This is a genomic window from Nostoc sp. UHCC 0252 (genome assembly GCF_034931145.1).
Classification (GTDB): Bacteria; Cyanobacteriota; Cyanobacteriia; order Cyanobacteriales; family Nostocaceae; genus Nostoc.
The window spans coordinates 49086-69141 of sequence record NZ_JAYGHE010000006.1 but is presented as its reverse complement, the minus strand read 5'-3'; the positions used below and the strand labels follow the sequence as shown (position 1 = coordinate 69141).

Here is a 20056-nt window from a genome sequence, read left to right as displayed (position 1 = left end):
GAGTGTTAACAGCTTTTACCGCAGGTTTATTATTAATTACAGTTTCAGAACTAGGCGATAAAACATTTTTTATTGCTGTAATTTTGGCAATGCATCACTCGCGGCGGCTGGTATTTATAGGTGTTACAGCTGCTTTAGCCGCGATGACAATCCTTTCGGTGTTATTTGGACAAGCCGCATCTTTGTTGCCAAAAGTTTATATTCATTACGCTGAAATAATTTTGTTTCTTGCCTTTGGTATCAAGCTGTTATATGACGCTAGTAAGATGTCTGGTGCTGCTTGTGATACAGAAGTTGTACAAGAAGCCGAAGCTGCGGTGAAAAAAGCAGATTTGGAGTTACCAAAGAAAAAGACTCCCTTAGCAATTATCATAGAAGCCTTTGTGTTGACATTTATGGCAGAGTGGGGCGATCGCACCCAAATTGCCACTATTGCCCTAGCAGCCGGCAATAATCCAATTGGAGTCACAATAGGTGCAATTTTAGGACATGCTATTTGTGCTGCGATCGCAGTTATCGGCGGCAAGATCATTGCCGGGCGCATTTCTGAGCGTCAACTCACCTTTATAGGCGGATGCCTATTTTTAGTCTTTGGTGTCGTTGCTGCCATTGAGGGAGTGTGAGGGGAGCGGGGAGCAGGGGGCAGGGGGCAGGGGGCAGGGAGCAGGGAGCAGGGAGCAGGGGAAGAAGGACTCTTTATTGATTCTTGAGCCATTCCCAATTCCCAATTCCCCATTCCCCAATCCCCAATTCCCCTACTTCGGAGTACTTTCTAATGGAGGCGTGGGAGCTACAGCAGGATTAGGCTTAGAGGAAGCCGTTGCTGCCTTTTTAATTTCGTCTTTGTACTGAGCAGGTGCTAAAGCTGCGGCACTATCAAACAAAGGTTTTGCATCTGCGTCTTTGCCCTGTTGTTTCAAGAGCATCGCTTTTGCGACAACGGGGCGAAAATCTTTCGGATCTTTCTTAATTGCCTGGTCATATACAGAGCTAGCTTGAGCGTAGCGTTTCTGGGAGGCGTGAACAGAACCTAACAGCACTTGCACGGCTACTGTATCGACGCTTCCAGGCTGAATTGTATTTGCTTGGGCTGCTTTAGAGAGGGTTTCTTGTAGCAAACCAATAGCCGCTTCTGGGCGTTGCTGACTAATTAATAGAGCCACCATTCCTTGCAAAGCCTTCAAATCGCCCGGTTTTGTAGACAAAATCGAGCGATAAGCTTGAGCTGCTCCTTCGCGATCGCCTATTTGCTGTTTAGCTTGAGCTAATAGCACCGAATATTCTGACTTTTCGGGATTCAACTTGGCTAGCTTTTCAAGAGGTTCGATGACAACTTGGATATCAGCTGGTTTAACCTCACTTTTTTCTTTTTGACTCAGTAGTTGTAGCCGAGCCTGCAATAAACCCTTAAGCGCAGTTTGATTTTCCGGTTCCCTTTGCAAAACCAGTTCATAACCCCGTACTTCGTCTTCCAGTTTTGATTTTAGGTCGGAGGAGGGCAAAGTGCCTCTAGTGCTAGCGGGATTTTGGGTGGAGGATGGCGTATTATTAAATGCTCCAATTATGGGAATCACGGAAACACCCACAAAAGCAAGAACTGCCAGCACCAAGACTATTTGAACTATCCAACGATTGCGCGGTTGAGACACAGTTTTGTCTTTCTCCTGAACTCTAATGACATTATCATTTACACAAATCGTAAAGTTAAAAATTTCCAAAACTTTGCGGAATACCGCCAATTGCCTGTGAATTTTATAACAATTAACTATCTACACTGCTAAAGTAAGTGATGACTTTAGGAGGAGCCGTCAGAATTGTAGCTATGATATGCTTCCCAAACTAGTGTCAAGGCGCTAAATTAAACGTTTAATGTACAAACACTAAATTTAGCGCCTTTAAGATTGTATAGAGTACCCTAGTGTGGCTTTGTGAAAAGCAAATATACTTTCATCAGTCGCACAAATGCTCTTTTCAGCTACCTTTATAAAGTCCCACAATGGGATGTGTCTCCGCCGCAAGGAGTTTTTATGAATTCCGACCTGATGCCGTTGCCTGAATCCTCCAATTCTTCTGCCTCTAACAAGAGTCCAAATAACATAGAGGCTGCCTCTAATGTTCACATAGTAACCAAGTCCCCTAAAGTTGAAAATTTGCCTGTCAACCCCAGCGAGACTGACTCAAATGGGAACTTAATCAATCGACAGCAACCGATTCCGCCTCCCAGCGAGCCGATGCAGTACCGAGCGATCGGATTAGTCCGGGGTCGCTATTATGCTAGCAGCGAACAATTTACTCAAGGTACGCTGCTAACTACAGATGGTGTAGAACTCAATGCCGTCCTCCTAGGGCGGATTATGAGCTTGGTCAAGAATCATCTAGACTTAGAAAAAGAACACTTGTGGGTAGTATATCCACGGACAAGGCAAGAAAATGACACCTTGCATATCCAAATCGTTGGAGTTTGGGAGCCAGAAAATCTGGCTAAAAACTCAACAGATGAGGACGAGTCAGATTTAGAGTTGCAATCACAGACACCCGATGATGGCTTATCTGAAGATTCTGAATTAAGCACAATTCCCGCGATTCCCTCATCAGAAGTAACAGATGGTGGTTTTTCTGTTCGTGGTGAGGTAGTGTACCAGTCTTTTGACGCTAAGAGCTTAGTAGTCAAAATTAGACAGGCTGCACGCAAACCAACTGACAAACCCAAGTATTTCAAGTTGAAATTGAGGGGTGTCCTGACCACCAAAGCAGTAGGAAAGTTCTGGGACTTCCAAGCCAAGCGAGAAGCTGACGTTTTAATAGTAGAAAAAGCTGAAGCGATCGCTGACTTGCCCAAAAAACGCAAACCACCATTCAGAGGTGGCCCTCGTGCTGGCGGTGGCGGTGGTGCTGGTGCTGGTGGTAGAAAACCATTCCCCCCCAGACGCACTGGCGAAACCCCGCGTCCTATCAAGAAAACAGGCGCAAGCGGCGACACCTCTGTAGTATCAAAGCCTATACCAAGAACGCCTGCGCCTAAGCCCATCAAACGACCGAAACCGACTCAAGAGTAGGGGATTGGGGATTGGGGATTGGGAATTGGGAATTGGGAATGGCTCAAGAATCAATAAAGAGTCCTTCTTCCCCTGCTCCCTGCTCCCTGCTCCCTGCTCCCTGCTCCCTGCTCCCTGCCCCCTGCTCCCTGCTCCCTGCCCCCTGCTCCCTGCCCCATCCCCCAAGCTCAAAAATCCGTCCGCCGATCTTGGGGTAGAAAAGATCGCTCCATCGGAATTGGAGAAACTGGTTCTGTGAGGGTAAATGTCCCTGCTTCAATCCACTTTTTTAACTCTAGAGCGACTTGCCTAGAAAAAAATAAACTTGCTAAGGGGGCAGAGCGTATTGCTTTGCCCTCAATAGTGATCCTCCCAGATTTGAGTTGGGCGTAACTCACCAAACCAAAGGTGGGACGGACGCGCCGGGGAATGGAAAAATCCACTATTGGGGCTACTAAATCTTGATCTTGGACAGCACAGTGTTCAACTACTTGTTCGTTTAATACAGGAAGTGGTACACCAACGCCTAACATCAATGAGGGGCCATAGCTTTTGAAGTAACAACCCCGCACCCAATGAGCATCCATCTGCTTGGCATCACCAATTAAAGCTAAAGTGGCAGAAGGGCCAATGGGTGTACGATTAGCTAAACGCTTTTGTAAGGGGAAGTGCTGAGTGCCTTCCCAAGCGACGTAGCCAATGCCGCCACCTAAAAAAATTCGAGTTCCTATACCAACGAGTTGCAAATCAGGATCGTTGAGTAAGGGGGAAATAGCACCGGGATTAGAGTAAACGGCATTCCCCAAACGCGGTTGTAAAGGGCCCAGATAGGTGAAGAGAGGGCGATCGCCACCATTTACACCAACAATAAAATTTTGATAAAGATTGCGCGGATTGAATAAATAAAACTGATTAATTGTTTCCCTGGTGACAGTGGTTTCAAAATTTGCTCTGGGGTAACAATCAGTTACTTGTCCCTGCGCTTTTACGTGTATAGCTTTACCAGCGATCAAATCTTCGATTACATGGCCACCACCACGTTCTCTGACTTCTTCTCCATCCGTTGTCTCTACAGCACAACTAGCACCCAAGTATAAATCTACTGCCCCAAAACCAGAGTATGCTGGAACGCCATCTAACCAGCATCGGCGAATTTTTATCGGGGGGTCAGTATGTCCAAGATTGATAATTGCACCACTTGATTCCATCGGCTCAAAAGTGCCAGTGGTGATTACATCAACTTCTTTAGCAGCTTTCGTAACACCGATTTCTACAACTCGTGCTTTTAACTCTTCAGTTGTCAACACTACCGCACGTTGGCGGATAATTTTCTCGTTAATTTCTGCAATTGTTCGCATTTTATCAGTGCTAGCGCTTCCTGCTATCTTCCTCTTTGAAGAATATCTTGATAAATCAGAGAATCTTGCATAATTTCCTCTCGCAATAGTTGTCTGCCAATTTCTATGCGACAGCTTAACGCCCCGCATAGGGTTAAGATTCTGCAAAAAAACAATTCAACTATAGTCAAGTATTATTCGTGATTATTGTTTCCAAAAGGATTCTAGGCTGAATCGATATGCGTGCGATCGCATTGCCTTTATCTCAAATTTCCGCCAAACAATTTTTAACTAAATTTTGTGGGCGACAGCTGAAAGATAAATAAAGGGTATAGGCAATTTATGAAGTTACCTTTACCCTTATATAAACTAAATTTTTGCAGTAGCCTATAAGTCTAAGTTAATGCCTGAGCAACTACTGCCGAAAGTGACTCGTTTGCTGCTTGCTTCAGCAATTCGGCTTTATCGGTCTGTTCCCAAGGCAAGTCTAAATCAGCCCGCCCAAAATGACCGTAAGCCGCGACGTCCTGATAAAAACGTCCGCCTCGTTCACTTGGTAAGTTACGTAAATTGAAGGTATGGATAATCCCTGCTGGACGCAGTTCAAAATGCTGGTTGATTAATTCCAGTAAGGTTTCTTCATCCACTTTGCCAGTACCAAATGTATCCACTAAAATGCTTGTTGGTCGTGCTACACCAATAGCATAAGATAGCTGGATTTCAACTTTTTCTGCTAACCCGGCAGCGACAATATTTTTTGCCACATAGCGAGCCGCATAAGCAGCAGAACGGTCTACTTTGGTGGGGTCTTTGCCAGAAAAAGCGCCGCCACCATGCCGTGAATAACCACCGTAGGTATCAACGATTATTTTCCGTCCTGTCAAACCAGAGTCTCCTTGAGGGCCACCAACGACAAATTTGCCAGTGGGGTTGACTAAAAAACGTGTTTCCTCATTAGGCTTAACGTCAATGTCGCCGAAAACAGGTTCGACTACTGCCGACCAGAGGTCTTCTTTAATCTTGGCTTGTACAGCCGCCTCATCCGTAATTTCCCCAATATTGGCTGTATGCTGGGTGGAAATTAGAATAGTATCAATACCTACTGGTCGCCCATCTTCGTAAACCACAGTTACTTGGGTCTTACCGTCAGGACGCAGGTATGATAATTCGCCTGTTTTGCGAACTGCTGCCAATCGGCGGGCAATGCGGTGGGCAAGGCTGATGGGTAAGGGCATCAGTTCTGGTGTTTCGTTGCTGGCAAAGCCAAACATTATACCTTGATCGCCCGCACCAATTTTGTCGAATTGTTCATCACTATCTTGTTGGCGGGTTTCTTGGGCGGTATTAACGCCTTGGGCAATATCGGGTGATTGTTCGTCTAAAGCCAGCAGAACACTGGTGCTGTTAGCAGAAAAGCCATTATCGGCATTAGTGTAGCCAATTTCAGCAATTTTTTTGCGGGCGAGATTGACGAAATTCACATTGGCTTTGGTGGTTATTTCGCCAGTGATTAGCACCAAACCAGTATTAACTACTACTTCAGCAGCAACACGGCTGCTAGGATCTTGTGTCAGTAGGGCATCCAAAATGGTATCAGAAATCTGGTCGCAGATTTTATCTGGATGACCTTCGGTGACTGACTCGGAGGTAAATAAATATCGACGAGACAAAGCAAATTCCTCCCGATTTGAGTATTTTCGCTGACTAAATGTAGTATTTAGTTCGATTACCTATATTTAACGTGAGTTCAATGAACCTCTCCCTGACTTGGACGAAAGTTCTAATCTCTTCCTCTCCAAGTTGGAGAAGGATGGTTTTGTGCAGTAAAACCTCTAAGAGGTCTGTAATTCACTCGATTAAGCGAACAACACATAAGCTGGCGAACTCACGTTAATTTATGAAATCATAACAATATTTATACTTCAGTAGTTAGTATCTTCCTAAGATTGATAAAAACCATTAATTACAAGGTAAGTATCTTTAAAAAATCTCAATTGATACTAATTATTTGGTGGACAAAATGTATTTAATAACACAAAAAAAAGAGGGGCACTCAGAAGCGCCCCCACAAACTTTGACACAAGTATTGCTGCTTTTAAACCTGAACTGCTAACTTTGCTTCCGTAGTTGTCAACCGCTCATAAGCAGCACGCATTTTCAGACCTGTAAGCACTTGGAAGAAACCAGTCCCATTATTGGAACCTGGATACTCACGGTGCTGGAGTAACAAGTGAGTCAATTCACCCTGGTATTTGGTGGATGTATTGCTGAGATGGGTTTCAATATAAATTACTTCTTCTAAGTTATCAAATTGACCATCCACCTCTAGTACTGAGACATAACGGCCGTAGTAAACATCTGAGCCGTAGTATAGTTGCATACCAGGATAAGAACAGGTTAGCTTACGTCCACAGGGAGTCCAATTAATTGTTGATCCTTCATCAAATAGGTAGGTTGGATCAAAGCCTTCTTTACCTTCTCTCTGAAGCATACGTACTCTTAGTACTCTACGCTCGGTGTCGTTTTTGATCAAGTTGGTAGGTAATACTTGGAGAACTACATCGGCAAATTCTCTTTGTGGTTCGATAAACTTATCAAAGTCAGGTTTGCGAGAATTGATTTGTGCTAACACATCTTCGTAGCGATGACCGCGTTCAGCCATATCTCGCTGAATTTTCCAGGCAATTTTGACTTCATCGCTAATGTCAAAATAAACGCTGAAGTCGATTAGCGATCGCACCCGCTCATCATATAAAGGATGCAGTCCTTCAACAACTATAATGTGATTTGGCTCCACCCGTTCTGGCGGATCAATCAAGCCAGTTTCGTGGTTGTAAATCGGCTTATCAATCGATTGACCACTTTTGAGCGCTTTAATTTGCTCATACATCAGGTCAAAATTGTTTGCTCTGGGGTCTAATGCCGTTATCCCAGTTTCTTTACGTTGTTTGCGATCTAAGGAGTGATAATCATCCAAGCAGATGACTGTCATTAAATCTTCACCAAACAAATCTATCAAACGACGCAAAAACGTAGATTTCCCACATCCAGAGTCTCCGGCTACTCCAATCAGTACCACGCGTTCCGGCTTATTTGTCATAAATCTCCTCTAAAATACTAAAATTGTCTCAATATTTTTTCACACAGCAGATTCTGAAGCCAGGAGTTTACCCCTTTGGTTTATCCTGCGTTCTTGCTACCTAGCACATCTATAAGACACCAAGCGAGTTAAACAACAAAATAATTAAGTTGCTACTCGTCGGACTAGCCTGAATGTTGGTGCCGGTAAGTATTTAATCCTAGTGGTATATTTGATTTTAACAGAAGGGGGTATCCCATACAAGATTGCTGTCAAGAAGAATTAGCATGGTTCATGAATCATTTTTTGTTGATTTAGTTGTTAATTTAAAAATGGGGATCAGCATCACCGTAACTGTTGCAGCGCTGTCATTCTGCTACTTCTGACTCTATATAATTTAAGTCTATAAGGTATAATTTAGTCTGGCAGCAAGTTTTTTAACTTTCTAAATTGTAATTCCGGCTCGATAATGCTTGAACTATTCAAAGCCAAAATCTATCTAACGAATGAGTCAACAACTTGCATTAGTCAAATTATTGGCTATGAACTGCCTACACAGACCTTGCGGTACTATCCCTAATGGGGGTGGTAGTTAAGGAAAAAAAGATTAAATTGACTCATTATTAACATTCTCCACAAGACTTATCCTTTACCTTAGAAGGTGAACAGGTGTGTTTTTTGCTATGCCTGCATGTCTTTGGTGAGTGTACTTAGCAAGGCATTAATTTAATGATGCCGTTTTCCCATCATGGCTAGTTTTGTGAAACGAAAATCCGGTAAACTAAAGCTGGCATGGGATGGGAATAGTTTTTTTGAAAAACGGTTAAGTAAATTATCGGAGTGGTAGAACGAATGTACAATCAAGGTGCTGTTGAGGGTGCTGCCAACACAGAATTAGGTAGCCGCATCTTCCTCTATGAAGTAGTGGGTTTGCGTCAGAGCGAAGAAACTGATCAAACTAACTACCCAATTCGGAAAAGTGGCAGTGTGTTCATCAGAGTGCCTTACAACCGCATGAATCAAGAAATGCGACGTATCACTCGTCTAGGCGGCACAATTGTTAGCATCCAGCCTGCAACTGCGCTACAGCCAGTTAATGGTAAAGCCTCATCATTTGAGAATGCTAATAGCGTTGTCAGCGAGTTAGCTACATCTGGGCAACCTGCTAACAGTGAAGGGAATGGTAAAGCCACACCTGTGAATGCTCATAGTGCTGAAGAGAACAAGGACAAGAAAGGCAACACCATGACTCAAGCGAAAGCCAAGAAAGACCACGGTGACGTTCCTGTTAACACTTACCGTCCCAATGCTCCATTTGTTGGCAAGGTAATATCTAATGAACCGCTAGTCAAAGAAGGCGGTATTGGTATTGTTCAACACCTTAAATTTGACCTATCTGAGAGTAATTTAAAATATATAGAAGGTCAAAGTATTGGGATTATTCCACCAGGAGTAGACAAGAACGGTAAACCGGAAAAACTGAGACTGTATTCCATCGCCTCAACTCGTCATGGCGATGATGTGGATGATAAGACAGTATCACTGTGCGTCCGCCAATTGGAGTACAAGCACCCAGAAACTAGCGAAACAGTCTACGGGGTTTGCTCTACGCACCTGTGTTTCCTCAAGCCTGGAGATGAGGTAAAAATTACTGGGCCTGTGGGTAAGGAAATGTTGTTACCCCAAGATCCTGAAGCCAATGTGATCATGATGGCAACCGGAACAGGTATTGCTCCCATGCGGGCTTACTTGTGGCGGCAGTTTAAAGATGCAGAAAGAGCCGCTAACCCAGAATACCAATTTAAAGGATTCTCTTGGCTGATATTTGGTGTACCAACAACTCCAAACCTTTTATATAAGGAAGAACTGGAAGAAATTCAACAAAAATATCCTGATAACTTCCGCCTCACTGCTGCCATCAGCCGCGAACAGAAAAATCCCCAAGGCGGTAGAATGTATATTCAAGACCGCGTAGCAGAACATGCTGATGAATTGTGGCAGTTGATTAAAAATGAAAAAACCCACACCTACATCTGCGGTTTGCGCGGTATGGAAGAAGGTATTGATGCAGCCTTAACTGCTGCTGCTGCTAAGGAAGGCGTAACCTGGAGTGATTACCAGAAGCAAATCAAAAAAGCCGGTCGCTGGCACGTAGAAACTTACTAAGTGCTGAGTGCTGAGTGCTGAGTGCTGAGTTTTCAGTTCTAAGTTATGAGTTAGTAGGGTAGGCAATGCCTACCCTACAATTGTTTTGTTATCAATATTATAAATAGCTGAGGAAAGAGTTCTCAGTTCTGCGTGGTCAAGTACTAAATACTTGTTAACTACTCAGCACTCAGCACTCAGCACTCAGCACTTAAAAATTAATTGGGTGCATAAATTGTGGGTGTGAAATTAGGAATACTCGGATTAGGCACTGTGGGAATGGGGACAGTGCAGTTGTTGCAAGATAAGGCTGGCCGTCACCCGTTGTTGCAAGAGATAGAAATCTATCGGGTGGGAGTGCGATCGCTAGATAAGCCCCGTGCAGTAGAATTATCTACAGAAGTCTTAACTACAGATTTAGAATCGATTGTCAACGATCCGGCGGTAGATATAGTTGTCGAGGTGATGGGCGGATTGGAGCCAGCGCGATCGCTAATTCTCAAAGCTTTGAGCAATGGTAAGCATGTAGTCACCGCCAACAAAGCAGCGATCGCCCGGTTTGGAGCAGAAATTTTTACCACTGCCAATCAAGCCGGCGTATACGTCATGCTAGAAGCTGCTGTGGGTGGCGGTATTCCGGTGATTCAACCCTTAAAGCAGTCTTTAAGTGTTAACCGCATTCACACTGTAACAGGCATCGTGAACGGTACAACCAACTACATCCTGACGCGGATGCAAACAGAAGGCAGCAATTTCAACGATGTTTTAGCTGATGCCCAGCGCTTGGGTTATGCTGAGGCTGACCCCACGGCTGATGTTGATGGCTTAGACGCAGCAGATAAAATTGCCATCCTCGCATCATTAGGTTTTGGTGGACGCATCAACCTACAAGATGTTTATACTGAGGGGATTCGGCAAGTCAGCAAAACAGATATTGCCTACGCCGAAAAATTGGGATTTGTGATTAAACTGTTAGCGATCGCTAAACGTGATACTCCCTCATCTCCTCTATCCGTTAGAGTTCATCCGACTTTAGTGCCTCAAGCTCATCCTTTGGCTAGCATCAACGGTGTTTACAACGCCATTCTTGTCGAAGGAGAACCCATTGGACAGGTCATGTTTTTCGGCCCCGGTGCTGGTGCTGGTGCAACCGCCAGTGCTGTGACATCAGACATTTTGAATTTAGTTGCTGTCCTCAAAACCAATACAGCAGTTGCAAATCCTTTAATAGCTTGCGGACATCAAGAATACTGCCAAATTGCACCGATGGCAGAACTGATAACTCGGTTTTACGCCCGTTTCCTTACAAATGACCAACCTGGAGTTATCGGGAAGTTGGGAACTTGTTTTGGTAACTATGGCGTTAGCTTAGAGTCAATTGTCCAAACTGGCTTTCAAGGCGAATTAGCAGAGATTGTGGTTGTTACCCATGATGTGCGAGAAGGTAACTTTCGGCAAGCTTTAGCAGAAATTCGGGATTTGGAAGGGATCGAAAGTATTCCTAGTTTATTGCGTGTACTTTGAAAGTATTGTTTTGCGATCGCCATCAGAGGTTTCTGTAGCCTAAAATACTTAGTTTTTATTTCAGATTTCTCTTTGCTCCTACCCTTGCTAAACTACAAACAACCCTTACATCCTGTAAAGGTAGTCTTATGAACTCTGCAACTGACCCATCCACCGCCCTTACTCCTTTCCCCGATCATACGCAGCTACCAGAGTCCAATGGTACTTTTGTGAAAAATGGGCAAGAGCATCCCCAAAGCATTTTACTGACTGATTCAATTACACCTGTCCTTAAACAACTACATCCTGATAGTCAATATTGTATCGGTCAAGACTTAGGTATTTACTGGCGTTTGACAGACCCGCCAGAACGAGGCGCAGAAGCACCAGATTGGTTTTATGTCGGAAATGTGCCGCCTTTGTTCGATGGACAAACGCGGAGGTCTTATGTACTCTGGCGAGAATTTATTGCTCCTTTGATTGCCTTAGAATTTGTCTCTGGGGATGGTAGTGAAGAACGAGATAAAACTCCTTGGAAGGGCAAATTCTGGATTTATGAGCAGGTAATTCATCCGGCTTTTTATGGCATTTATGAAGTGAATAAAGCCAGTGTGGAAGTTTACAAATTAATTGGTGGACAATATCAGTTATTAGCAGCAAATGAGCGTGGGCATTATCCGATTACGCGCTTGGGAGTTGAGTTAGGCTTATGGCATGGAGTTTATCAAAACGCCCAATTGCCCTGGTTGCGTTGGTGGGATTTGCAGGGTAATTTGTTGTTCACTGGTGAGGAAAGAGCCGAACGAGAATCCCAACGGGCTGAACAGGAAAGACAAAGAGCCGATCGCTTAACTGCCCAATTGCGATCGCTTGGTGTTGAACCGGAAGCCTAATATTTTGGAATAGGGTTAAAAGTGCGATCGCTAATTCTCTGATCAACTCTGACTTTCCTCATTTAGCTTAAATTATTATCTTTCCAGAGTAATAGAAGAGCGTTAAAGCAGTTGGTGTACCCCGGCTGCTTTGATTTTTATGGTTATAGGATGCTGTGGATGCCATCGCTGAATACATCATGGCAACATTTCTGGGTGCAAAAAACATATCGGAAAAAATAGAGGCTTCAAAAAGCTTGTCATATAAGCTTTATAGGAGTTATTCTCCCAGCGATTGTGCCTCTAAATAGTTTTCGCTAACCTCAGTACATAAGTTAAGAGGTAATCATATGACAGACCAGAAATTCAATTGCATCTCGATTCAGAAAAAATGCATAGAACTTAATCCACATCTGTACAAAGCAATTCAGATAATACAGGCTTCCTTCCTTCCAGTGAAAAGAAACCACCAATTCCTAACTCAAGGGCAAAATTTATTATTAGCAGGGCTTAACGACGATTGGCACATAATAGCTTACTGGATAATATGCTTACAAACAGACAAGCTAAATCCCAACAAATCACCTTACAACCTTCAATATTTTCAAGACCGTAAAACATGGGGACAAGTCTTAAATGCTCAACTTAACTTGTGCGCTGGTGTGCAACAATTCAAATCCATCAATAAAATCTATCCATCATATTGTAAAAGATGGATAAGCTGTATGCAGGAAATTAGGAATTGGCAAGTTAACTCAATTATTGAATCTCCAGCTATATCAGGAAATCAGCCAATATTAAAAACTCAGCAAATTCAAGGTATAAGGAAATTTATAAAGGAGTTAAGAGAAAATAATAAAATCCTACTTCCCAACAGAGAAGATACACAACACAATTACGACCTACTAGATACAGCTATAAAACTCGCTAGTTCAGAAAATAGTCCTGCCGAAAGGGAATGTTTTAGAAAGAAATATTGGGAGCCATTCCTTGATGCTTACAGTATTTATACTACTGATATTTACAACAATTCGGAACTAAAATCAGTGTTTCCTTGGAAAGATGGTTTAGCGCATCAAGACATAGGAAGATTTGCACCACGAAGAATACTATTTGAAGCAAAACTTGAACAAAAATTGAAGCAACAATCATCTAAAGGTGGAAGTTTTAAACTAAAGAGTGTCTTGCTTGACAATGAGAATAAAGAGGGCATTCAAAGAGGTCAAGTAATGATTATTGTCAATCAAGCAGGACAGATTTGCGAGTTTTATGATAGTAAAAGGTATGGCATCGATGGAGAAATTGAATTTAAAGATGACAATGGGAAACCTTCTGGTAAACGTATTTATATACAGCTTAAATCAGGTGATTCCTACTTATCATTACATCAAGATGGAAAGCTTTCAGTTTATATCCAAAAACGAGAACACCTTGAATATTGGAAACAACAACTTTACCCTGTATACCTAATAGTCCGTGATGGCAAGGGAAAAATGTATTGGAAAAACGTTACAGAATACCTTACAAAACATCTTAATAAAAAGACACGTAGTATTATCTTTTCTGATGAAGATGAAATGACGCTTCAAGCAATACAAATTGTGAGATTTATTAGATTTTCTTAACCTTAATTGCTTGTGAGGTTCTAACGCTCTTCCATCACTCTCATAAAACAATAATCGAAGTAGAAAACTGAAACTATCACCCAATCAAGGTTTGAGGCTTTATTTTTTAATAGAAATTCCAAAATATAGCTAAAACCTGAAAACAGAAGTCTGGTAAGGCTTGTAGCGACTGCTTTCTCCAAGACTGATGGAAGAGCGTTAAACTGAAGTCTTGGAAGTGGAAATTCTGGATTTATGAGCAGGTGATTCGTCCTCCCTTCTACGGCATTTATGAAGTGAATAAAGCCAGTGTGGAAGTTTATGAATTAATTGGTGGACAATATCAGTTATTAACCGCGAATGAACGGGGACATTATCCCATACATCCTTTAGGAGTTGAGTTAGGGATTTGGCAGGGACAATATTACAATATGGAATTACCTTGGCTACGGTGGTGGGATTTGCAAGGTAATTTATTGTTGACTGGTGAGGAAAGAGCCGATCGCTTAACTGCCCAATTGCGATCGCTCGGCATTGAACCAGAAGCCTAGTGGCAGCCTGAACCTTAAGTTTTAAACCCTAAATCTACAGCAATCCGGTGGGCACAAGCAAACCCAGAAAAGGCTACTGCATTCAAACCCTGACCGGGAAAGGTACTATCCCCGACACAATAAAGTCCTGGAATAGCTGTGCGATTAAAGGGCATCTTCAATAATCCCCGCAACTTGCGCCGGGGAATTGGCCCATAAGTGCCATCCTGACGACCCAAAAAGCGGCGATGGGTGCGGGGTGTACCTACTTCCAGATAATCCAATCCTGCATCTAAACCGGGAAAAATCTTCTCTAGACGGTCAAGAATTCGCCCAGCCGCTTCTTCTTTCTTCGCTTCGTACTCACTCGGAGAAAGTTTTTGCCAATCTTCAATCCAGTGAGGTGTGAATGCATGAATAATGTGATATCCATCTGGTGCTAAATCTGGATCGAGCAATGTAGGAATCGAAACAAAAATTGTCCCTTCCATTGCTGTCATCTTTTCCCAATCTTCTAGCAAAATATGGTGGCACTCTGTCTCCGCAGGTAAAACAGACTCTTTTACCCCTATATGCAAACTCAAGAAGCTGGGAGATTTTTGATAATTCTGTTGCCAAGTTTTCTCATTACGTGGTATTTCTTCTGTTGGTAGTAATTGCTCAAAGGTATCCCAGCGTGTGGCATTAGAAACTATGCGTTTACCCTGATATACTTTACCATTTGCCAGTTGCACACCTACGGCTTTTCCGTTTTCTGTGAGAATTTTCGTAACTCTAGCTTGGTACTGAATTTTACCCCCAGCTTTCTCTAGACCTTCTACCAGTTTTTGGGCAATTTGTCCCACTCCGCCTTTAGGATAGTTAACTCCGCCATAATGCCTGTCAGAAAAGACCATCCCAGCATTGATCATTGGTGTCATGTCTGCTGGAACCACTGACCAGCAATAACATTCCATGTCGATAAATTTCAATAATTGCGGGTCTTTGATGTAGCGTCTGGCAAAATCTCCAGCATTTTGGGGCAAATACTTAACTAAACCGAGACATGCTAAAGGATGCTGGAAAAATACGCGCAGTAGATACCGAGGTTCTTCTAGAGACAGCAAATCCATGCTGTTAAGGCACTTAAATACTTTTTGACATTCGTCATAAAAGCGACGAATCCCCTGTTCTTCATGGGGGAAATGAGCAATAAGATTTTGCAAAAAATTTTCATAAACCCGGTCAACTTTCAAGTCTAAACCTTGGGGTAAATGATAGTGAATCTGTACCGGATCTGCGATCGCTTCTTGGCTGACATTCACAGCTGACAAAGCGCGGGTGAGTAAGTTAGTAGTACCGTTCTGTCCCAATCCAAAAATCATCGATGCGCCAACATCAAATCGATAGCCTTGGCGTTCAAAATAACCAGCGCTACCACCTGGAATCAAATAACGTTCCAGCACCAGCACTTTCGCACCCTTCGCCGCTAATTGGGTTGCTGTTACTAACCCGCCAATCCCAGACCCAATCACGATCGCGTCAATATCTTGCATTTTGGTCATTTGTCATTGGTCATTAGTTATTCTCCCCCATGCCCAATGACCAATCAAAAAAAAGAGGGACGAACCTGCTACTGCTGGCTAATCCCGTCTGCCGATCCTTAAAAGAGAGGAGAACACTGGATAATAATATAGCTTTGATTGAGAATAGATGTCAACTACTAATGAAAAAATTTATCAATAAAATTGAGAGGATTAATTTTAGCTGTCAGCCGGATGCAGGAAAGAGTATTATGGTGTTTCAGTTCTTATACAATAAAAAGTCGCCTATTTCTGGCTATGACGCTACAATTGCGCGTTTATGTTCCACCCCATCCCCTGATCAAACACTGGCTGGCAGTCGCCCGTGATGCAGGCACGCCTTCAGTATTATTCCGCAGCGCCATGACTGAGTTGGGAAGATGGCTGACTTATGAAGCTGCGCGAGACTGGTTGCCAACCCAAGAAACATCTGTGCAGACTCCTTTGGATACCTGTCCAGCAACGGTGATCGATCCGCAGATACCAGTAGCAGTAGTACCGATTCTGCGGGCTGGACTAGGATTACTGGAGGGAGCGCAGACTTTATTACCTTTGGCATCGATTTACCATCTTGGCTTGGCGCGAGATGAAGAAACACTGCAACCTCATTGTTATCTGAACAAGTTGCCAGAAAAATTTAACCCCCAAACACGAGTGCTAATTACCGATCCAATGTTGGCAACTGGGGGGTCGATTATGGCTACAATGGCAGAATTGACACAACGGGGTGCTGATCCATCCCTAATCCGAATTGTTTGCGTAGTAGCGGCTCCACCAGCTTTGCAAAAACTGAGCGAAGCTTATCCAGGTTTAATAGTTTACACAGCTACTATTGACGAAAAACTTAACAATAAGGGATATATTGTACCGGGATTAGGAGATGCAGGCGATCGCACATTTGGGACTTAAGCTAGTATGCAGCTAGGGCAGGAGAAAATAGCATAAATACTGTAAAAGTTGCAAGCTTTGTTGAAGGCGGTAAAGATATGAGTCAGCGAGATGGTTTTGGCAGTGGTTTTTTAGCAGGGGCCTTTGTTGGTGGCGTCTTTGGTGGCGTTATCGGGGCACTGATTGCTTCTCGACGCGATCCTCAATTGTTACCAGAGGACGAAACAGAACTGACAGCTGCCCAAGTTGAAGGGAAGAAAATAGCGGCAAAGCGCCGTCAGATGAAAGCCTCGGAAAGTGAGGCTGTTGGGATAGAAACTGCCCGGCGATCGCTAGAAGATAAAATTGCCCAGCTAAATGCCACAATTGATGATGTGCGGAAGCAACTGGGTAATGTGAATAGCGGTTCACCTCAAGCCAGTAATGATCGCTCCCTGACCAAAGACTCCTAATTCTTGTTCAGGCGTGGTGAAAATGTCTGGTGTGGTAAGTACCACATCTGCAAACACTTTTGACTTTGGACTAAATTAAAATTAGAAAGATAAGACCGCGTTTGACACTTAGTAGGAAACAAAGCCATCCATGAGTTTACTGATTACGACATTAGTTACCTTTGTCACCTTTTATAGCTATTTGCTAATTATCAGGGTTTTGTTGACCTGGTTCCCGCAAATTGAATGGTATAATCAGCCATTTGCCGCTTTAGCTCAGATAACCGACCCATATCTGAATTTATTCCGCTCAATTATTCCCCCATTGGGCGGTATGGATTTTTCTCCGATTTTAGCTTTCTTAGCACTCAACTTAGCTGGCGACCTTCTCAGAACCCTAGCTCGTCTGCCATTCGCACAGGGATTTTGATTAGTAGCCAAATAAATTTGTAGAGACGCGAATTGCAAAAGCGTCTCCACAACTTTTAATCAAAATGCCCTCACTCTTCAGTCAATTAATTGTGCCAAGCTTTAGAAAAATCTGGTTGATTTTCCCGTAGGGGCAATTCATGAATTGCCCCTACCGCGTGTCGTTGTGCGTAAGTCTTATCAAACTAGATGGGGTTTAGTTGGCTTCCGTTAGGCAATCACGGTAATATCTGCATTATTAAGTCCCACTAATTTGAGGAGGGGACTATTTGAACTTGTTCTGTACCAGCAACTGTATATTGATCAGAGAATAGGTTCTCTGTAGTTTGATTGTCAATAAAGCGATCGCTTGTGTTTATCGAACTAGTCCCAAGTTGGAGCGAACCTGAATCACTTGTCATATCCTGAGATTGGCTTAGTCCGAATTCTGCTTTGGAAACGAAGATAGTATCATCTTCAACATTAGAATCAGTGCTACTATCAGTCAGGTTTCCACTGATGATTACATCGTTACCTACACCACTAAACAAGATGTCATTGTCTTGAGATACTGAGATAGTATCTATTTTGTTCGTACCAATTAGGTTGTTTCCACTCGAAGTACTATTAACTACTGCCAGTGCAAAAACATCGCTGATAGTTGCCGTTCCATCACTAGCGATAACTTGGATGTTGAGGCTGCCAACGTTGTCATTTGTGGGAGTACCACTGAAACTGCTGCCATTCCAAGTTAACCAACTAGGAATTGGTTCACCATTTTCTAGGCTGGCGCTGTAGGTAAGGCTATCTCCTGAATCCGCATCCACAAAGGTGTCGGCAGGTAGGGTGAAGTTGAAAGGCGTGTTTTCTGTTGCTGTTTGGTCGGCAATGGCATTTGCTACTGTTGGAGCATCATTAATATTATTGACTGCGATCGCGATCGCTTCCTCGTAGAATAAGCCGCCTTGATCTGTGGTGCGTAAACGGATGTTGTAGCTATCCTTGGTTTCGTAGTCGGGTGAGACGTTAAGGTATAACTCGTTACCTACAATTGTAAAGACGCTGTTATCGGCGCTGTCTATACCTGAAACTAAAGTGTAAGTGTGGGTGTCGTCTGAATCGGTGTCAGTGGTGCTAAAGTTGCCAATTACTGTGTTGGCAGGAACATTCTCATCAACACTAGTAGTACTCAGGCTCAGGTCAGTGGGAGTATTGTTCAGGTCAGTAGGAGTATTGTCCAGGTCAAGCTGAAAAAGTTCTTGCCCAGTGTTCCCATTGTCTGCAAAAAAGTAGAGCTTGCCATTGATGTAAGTGAGGTTGTTAGGGTAAGAGCCACTTGTGCCAGAGAACATATCCTTGACGCAGACGGTACCTGCCTCAGTGCCATCACTCTTCCACAGTTCAGTTCCCCCATTGTTGTCAATGGCACTGAAGTACAGCGTGCCGTTGATATTGGTTAAATTTTGCGGATTTGAGCTACCAGTACCAGAGACAATATCCTTAACGCGAACAGTACCAGCTTCAGTACCGTCACTTTTCCATAGTTCATTGCCCCCACTGCTATCAGTGCCCCTGAAGTAGAGCGTGCCGTTAACATTGGTTAGATTTTGCGGATTTGAGCTACCAGTACCAGAGAAGATATCTTTGACGCGGACAGTACCAGCCTCAGTACCATCACTTTTCCATAGTTCATTGTCTCCACTGCTGTCGATAGCACTAAAGTAGAGCGTGCCGTTGACATTGGTCAGATTTTGCGGATTTGAGCTACCAGTACCGGAGAAGATATCCTTGATGCGGACAGTACCAGCCTCAGTACCATCACTCTTCCACAATTCCCGACCTCCACTACTGTCGGTAGCACTGAAGTAGAGTGTACCGTTGACGTTGGTCAGATTTTGCGGGTGAGAGCTACCAGTACCAGAGAAGATATCTTTAACACGGACAGTACCGGTCTCAGTACCATCACTCTTCCACAATTCCCGACCTCCACTACTGTCGGTAGCACTGAAGTAGAGTGTGCCGTTGACATTGGTCAGATTTTGGGGATTTGAGCTACCAGTGCCAGAGACAATATCCTTAACGCGGATAGTACCAGTCTCAGTGCCATCACTCTTCCAGAGTTCCCGACCCCCACTGCTGTTGGTGGCAACGAAGTACAGCGTGCCGTTGATATTCGTTAGAAAGTTAGGGTCAGAGCTACCCGCACCGGAGAAGATATCCTTGACGCGGATGGTACCAGATTCGGTGCCATCACTCTTCCACAATTCATTGCCTCCAGTGCCGTCAGTAGCGCTGAAGTACAGCGTGCCGTTGACATTTGTCAAGTTTTGCGGATTTGAGCTACCCGTACCAGAGAAGATATCCTTGACACGGACAGTACCAGATTCGGTGCCATCACTCTTCCATAGTTCATTGCCCCCACTGCCGTCGGTGGCTCTAAAGTACAGCGTGTCATTGACATTTGTCAGAAAATACGGTTCAGAAGAGACTGTGGCAGTATTAATATCCTTAAGGCGGACAGTACCAGATTCCGTGCCATTGCTCTTCCACAGTTCACTACCCTCACTGCCGTCAGTAGCTCTAAAGTAGAGTGTGCCGTTGACATTGGTCAAGTTTTGCGGATTAGAGCTACCCCTACCGGAGAAGATATCCTTGACTTGGA

General features: G+C 43.6%; 15 protein-coding genes and 1 pseudogene. 10 read left to right on the top strand and 6 right to left on the bottom strand.

Features of this window, described 5'->3' with window-relative positions:
* The first annotated feature begins 2 nt into the window (after positions 1–2).
* The gene (locus VB732_RS05840; RefSeq protein WP_323229896.1) at positions 3–623 is read left to right on the top strand and encodes a TMEM165/GDT1 family protein; all 621 of its coding nucleotides are present in this window, start codon (positions 3–5) and stop codon (positions 621–623) included.
* Between the two features lie 132 nt (positions 624–755).
* Here the strand turns inward: VB732_RS05840 and VB732_RS05835 are convergent, their stop codons facing one another.
* Positions 756–1649, bottom strand: coding sequence for a tetratricopeptide repeat protein (locus VB732_RS05835; RefSeq protein WP_323229895.1), 894 nt, complete (start codon positions 1647–1649; stop codon positions 756–758).
* Between the two features lie 378 nt (positions 1650–2027).
* Here VB732_RS05835 and VB732_RS05830 point away from each other — a divergent pair, with 378 nt between their 5' ends.
* Entirely contained in the window at positions 2028–3056 is a 1029-nt protein-coding gene (locus VB732_RS05830; protein WP_323229894.1) for a hypothetical protein, read from the top strand.
* A gap of 167 nt (positions 3057–3223) precedes the next feature.
* On the opposite strand, the gene VB732_RS05825 is transcribed toward VB732_RS05830, so the two are convergent.
* The 3 genes from VB732_RS05825 to VB732_RS05815 all read right to left on the bottom strand — a co-directional run bounded on the left by VB732_RS05825 (position 3224) and on the right by VB732_RS05815 (position 7472).
* Positions 3224–4393, bottom strand: coding sequence for a homocysteine biosynthesis protein (locus VB732_RS05825; RefSeq protein ID WP_323229893.1), 1170 nt, complete (start codon positions 4391–4393; stop codon positions 3224–3226).
* A 374-nt stretch (positions 4394–4767) separates the two neighbouring features.
* On the bottom strand, positions 4768–6042 hold the full coding sequence (gene metK, locus VB732_RS05820) for a methionine adenosyltransferase (protein ID WP_323229892.1): 1275 nt from the start codon (positions 6040–6042) through the stop codon (positions 4768–4770).
* A gap of 425 nt (positions 6043–6467) precedes the next feature.
* A complete protein-coding gene (locus tag VB732_RS05815; RefSeq protein WP_323229891.1) occupies positions 6468–7472 on the bottom strand; it encodes a phosphoribulokinase in 1005 nt (334 codons plus the stop codon).
* A gap of 831 nt (positions 7473–8303) precedes the next feature.
* On the opposite strand from VB732_RS05815, the gene petH reads away from it, so the two are divergent.
* The 5 genes and pseudogenes from petH to VB732_RS05790 form a co-directional block, all read left to right on the top strand.
* Positions 8304–9617 (top strand): ferredoxin--NADP reductase, encoded by a 1314-nt coding sequence (petH, locus tag VB732_RS05810; protein ID WP_323229995.1) that lies wholly within the window; start codon positions 8304–8306, stop codon positions 9615–9617.
* Positions 9618–9833: 216 nt separating this feature from the next.
* Positions 9834–11120 (top strand): homoserine dehydrogenase, encoded by a 1287-nt coding sequence (locus VB732_RS05805; protein WP_323229890.1) that lies wholly within the window; start codon positions 9834–9836, stop codon positions 11118–11120.
* A 128-nt stretch (positions 11121–11248) separates the two neighbouring features.
* Entirely contained in the window at positions 11249–11992 is a 744-nt protein-coding gene (locus tag VB732_RS05800; RefSeq protein WP_323229889.1) for a Uma2 family endonuclease, read from the top strand.
* A 329-nt stretch (positions 11993–12321) separates the two neighbouring features.
* Entirely contained in the window at positions 12322–13596 is a 1275-nt protein-coding gene (locus tag VB732_RS05795; protein WP_323229888.1) for a DUF4365 domain-containing protein, read from the top strand.
* Positions 13597–13808: 212 nt separating this feature from the next.
* Positions 13809–14126 (top strand): annotated as a pseudogene (locus VB732_RS05790) (Uma2 family endonuclease); the annotation flags it as partial.
* 14 nt (positions 14127–14140) lie between these two features.
* Here VB732_RS05790 and crtH read toward each other — a convergent pair.
* The gene (gene crtH / locus VB732_RS05785) at positions 14141–15649 is read right to left on the bottom strand and encodes a carotenoid isomerase (protein ID WP_323229887.1); all 1509 of its coding nucleotides are present in this window, start codon (positions 15647–15649) and stop codon (positions 14141–14143) included.
* A gap of 276 nt (positions 15650–15925) precedes the next feature.
* On the opposite strand from crtH, the gene upp reads away from it, so the two are divergent.
* The 3 genes from upp to VB732_RS05770 all read left to right on the top strand — a co-directional run bounded on the left by upp (position 15926) and on the right by VB732_RS05770 (position 17416).
* Positions 15926–16576: a uracil phosphoribosyltransferase gene (gene upp, locus VB732_RS05780; RefSeq protein WP_323229994.1), complete on the top strand. Its 651-nt coding sequence runs from the start codon at positions 15926–15928 to the stop codon at positions 16574–16576.
* Positions 16577–16653: 77 nt separating this feature from the next.
* Positions 16654–17007, top strand: coding sequence for a hypothetical protein (locus tag VB732_RS05775; protein WP_323229885.1), 354 nt, complete (start codon positions 16654–16656; stop codon positions 17005–17007).
* 130 nt (positions 17008–17137) lie between these two features.
* On the top strand, positions 17138–17416 hold the full coding sequence (locus VB732_RS05770) for a YggT family protein (RefSeq protein ID WP_323229883.1): 279 nt from the start codon (positions 17138–17140) through the stop codon (positions 17414–17416).
* A gap of 247 nt (positions 17417–17663) precedes the next feature.
* Here VB732_RS05770 and VB732_RS05765 read toward each other — a convergent pair.
* Positions 17664–20056: ELWxxDGT repeat protein (locus VB732_RS05765; protein WP_323229881.1), on the bottom strand; the 2393-nt coding region annotated here is incomplete at its 5' end.

What these genes read in the sequence shown, in the direction of transcription:
- VB732_RS05830 (WP_323229894.1), top strand. Translation starts at nt 2,028, where the DNA reads ATGAATTCCGACCTGATGCCGTTGCCTGAATCCTCCAATTCTTCTGCC.
- VB732_RS05825 (WP_323229893.1), bottom strand. Translation starts at nt 4,393, where the DNA reads ATGCGAACAATTGCAGAAATTAACGAGAAAATTATCCGCCAACGTGCG.
- VB732_RS05815 (WP_323229891.1), bottom strand. Translation starts at nt 7,472, where the DNA reads ATGACAAATAAGCCGGAACGCGTGGTACTGATTGGAGTAGCCGGAGAC.
- petH (WP_323229995.1), top strand. Translation starts at nt 8,304, where the DNA reads ATGTACAATCAAGGTGCTGTTGAGGGTGCTGCCAACACAGAATTAGGT.
- VB732_RS05800 (WP_323229889.1), top strand. Translation starts at nt 11,249, where the DNA reads ATGAACTCTGCAACTGACCCATCCACCGCCCTTACTCCTTTCCCCGAT.
- VB732_RS05795 (WP_323229888.1), top strand. Translation starts at nt 12,322, where the DNA reads ATGACAGACCAGAAATTCAATTGCATCTCGATTCAGAAAAAATGCATA.
- crtH (WP_323229887.1), bottom strand. Translation starts at nt 15,649, where the DNA reads ATGACCAAAATGCAAGATATTGACGCGATCGTGATTGGGTCTGGGATT.
- upp (WP_323229994.1), top strand. Translation starts at nt 15,926, where the DNA reads ATGACGCTACAATTGCGCGTTTATGTTCCACCCCATCCCCTGATCAAA.
- VB732_RS05775 (WP_323229885.1), top strand. Translation starts at nt 16,654, where the DNA reads ATGAGTCAGCGAGATGGTTTTGGCAGTGGTTTTTTAGCAGGGGCCTTT.
- VB732_RS05770 (WP_323229883.1), top strand. Translation starts at nt 17,138, where the DNA reads ATGAGTTTACTGATTACGACATTAGTTACCTTTGTCACCTTTTATAGC.